Origin of the sequence: Rhodanobacter sp. A1T4 (assembly GCF_014207185.1) — a bacterium.
Taxonomy (GTDB): domain Bacteria; phylum Pseudomonadota; class Gammaproteobacteria; order Xanthomonadales; family Rhodanobacteraceae; genus Rhodanobacter.
This window is the reverse complement of record NZ_JACHCP010000026.1, coordinates 1-2,813: the sequence shown is the minus strand read 5'-3', so window position 1 is coordinate 2,813 and position 2,813 is coordinate 1. Positions and strand designations below refer to the sequence as shown.

General features: G+C 59.7%; 1 protein-coding gene. It reads right to left on the bottom strand.

Going from position 1 to position 2,813, the window contains the following annotated elements:
- Positions 1–2,813: SDR family NAD(P)-dependent oxidoreductase (locus tag HDE80_RS21975; protein WP_184674455.1), on the bottom strand; the 2,813-nt coding region annotated here is incomplete at both ends.

Genomic DNA, 2,813 nt, shown 5'->3' with positions numbered 1-2,813 from the left:
TCGGTGATGCTGTCTTTGCCGCCACTCAGGTTGGCCCAGAATTGCTCAAGGTTGCCCGCCTGCGGATAACGACCCGACACGCCGATGATCGCGATCTCACTGATCTCAGGCGCGTTGTTGCGCAAATCAAAGCGCGAACGATGGCGCATAGCCGGCATCGCCATCAGGTCACCACGCGGTCTTGCCACAAGCGTCGGTACGGAAACGGGTAGCTTTTCACCGAACAGCTCAATCAGATGGGCACGATGGTGTTGCACGAAATAATCGGCAAGCGCCGTCATCGTCTGGTATTCGAAGAACAGCGTCTTTGGCAGCGATCTGAAGGATTTTTCCAGCTTGAGGGTCAAATCCAACACCATGACGGAGTCGATGCCATAAGCCTCCAGTTGTGTGTTCGCATCGATTTTGTGCGGTGGCAATTTGAGCGTGGTAGATAGCAGACGTGTCAAATGGCCTATCGTTTTTTCGCGCAAGTCTTCAGCTGCCGGTGCTGCACGATCTACCACTACCACGGCCGATGGCTGCACCAACGTATCTTTCAACAGGGCGACCTTCAGTCGCTCCACCTTGCCTTCGGCCACCAGCATCTGCGGCAGGCCGCTCGACAAGGCCTGTGCCAATGCCGCGCAACCGCTGACACTACGCAGGGGCGTAATGCCTGTTTGCTGCAGCAGATATTGACGCGTGGCCGCATCGACCTGCATGCCGCCCTCTTCCCATAGCGGCCAGTTCACCGACAGCGTGCGCCTATGGCGCAGGCCTTGGGCCGTGAGTTCGCTGCGGTAGTGCGCGAACGCATCCATGAACGCATTCGCCGCCGCGTAGTCGGCCTGCCCCAGGTTGCCGAGCGCACCTGAAATAGAAGAGAAGCAGATGAAACAATCCAGCGGCATGTCGCAGCTGGCCTCATCCAGATTCAGTGTGCCAGCCACTTTGGCGCGCAACACCTCGTTCAATTGCTCGCGGGTCTTCTTGATGATGAAGCTGTCGCGCAAGACACCGGCACTGTGAATGATGCCGTGCAGGTCGCCGAAATCGTCGACTACGCCGCGCACCAATTGCATCACGGCGTCGCGATCACCCACATCGAGCGAGCGGTACTGCACCGTCGCGCCCAGCGCTTCGAGTTCGATCAGCTTGGCCTGCGTCGCTTCCGTCAGCGACGAGCGTCCGGTCAGGATCAGCGTTGCGTCCTTCGCTTCACGCGCGATCTCGTGCGCAAAGATCAGGCCCAATCCACCGGCTCCACCGGTAATCAGGTACACGCCTTGTGCTTTCCACGGCGACGCAACATCCGGCGACGATGGACGTTCAGCCCAAGCGCCCACTTGGCGCACACCCTTGACGTAACGCACATGCTGCGCTTCACCGCCATGGTTTTCCAGCAGCGCCTGCACGACGTCCTGTCCGGACTCGACGCTGATCACCTGGCCGACAATACGCGGATTTTCCAACTGTGCGGTGCGCAGCATCCCGCCCAATCCCGCCATCGTCTGACCGATGCCATGGCTCGGTACCACGACCTGGATCAGATGTTCTCCTGGCTGGCTGCTTAGCGACTGGATCTGTTCCAGCAACTCACCAGCGGCCGATTCATAGCGCTGCGCCAAATCCTCGTCCGCGGCGAAAGCTGAGCAGACCACTCCCGGCATATGTGCCTGCACGCGATCGGCATCTGCCGCATCGACGTCACACAACATCACCCGATGCTGCGCGAACACGCGGTCTGCAGCGCGATCGGTTGCGGCAGGCTGAACTTCCCATACAGGGATCGTCAACAAGGTTTGCAAAGCCAAGCTCGGCTCCGCGATGATCGTCGATTCCCGCAACTGTAGTTGGCTGAAGCGAACGCATACGGCCCCTGTCTCGTCGCATAGATCGACATCCATCATCTGCACCGCATCGCCTGCCGCACCGCCAGCACTGTGGCGCACTACCGCCCACATGGTGGCGGCACAGGGGGCCAGCACATCCAGCGATTCCAGTGCGATAGGCAATAGCAGCGCCGGCTTATCCACTTCCGCAGCCGCGCGCACCAAACCAATAGCCGCTTGCAGCGCCGCGTCCAGCAGGCTTGGATGCAGCACATAGTTGCCCATTTGCATCGAAACGGGCAGTGCAATTCGCGCCAGGACTTGCTGCGGCCCAACGAACAATTCGCTCAGGCCATGAAAGCCTGGACCGTAGTGCAAGCCCATCTGCCCGAACAGGGCGTAGCACTGCGCTGCACTCAAGTGAGCATCGCTGCACTGATGACGCAAGGCGGCAAGATCCTGTGCCAGCGGCGCATCACCTTCCACGCTTGCGACAGCCATTATCGAGCCATGGCTATACGTGACGGTTTCGCCGTCTTCGGCATCGCGGTAGATCTCGAAGCTGATGTCGCCATCCTGTTGCGGAATCATTGCAATATGCAGATCGATCCCATCCTCGCCGACCGTGACAGGCCGCATCCAGACGATGTTTTTCAACTGCAGCGTGCAGTCCTCTTCGATCGCTTTGCTGGCTGCCCAGTGCGCCATTTCCAGCTGCGCGACGCCTGGCAGTATCCGCGTGTCTTGCACGACATGATCGGTGAGGAAGAATTCTTCGCCGCTGAAATGGGAACTGAAACGCTGCACCGAGAAACTGGATGTGTTTCGATGCAATAGCGGATGCAATATCCCACCCGCTGCCGTCACATCGATCAGTTGCAGGGCGGAAGTCTCGATCCAATAGCGCTCGCGCGCGAACGGGTATGTGGGCAGGCTGATACGCCGCGGTCGATGGGCGCCATACAGGCGCTGCCAGTCGAAGGCCAGCCCCTTCACCCA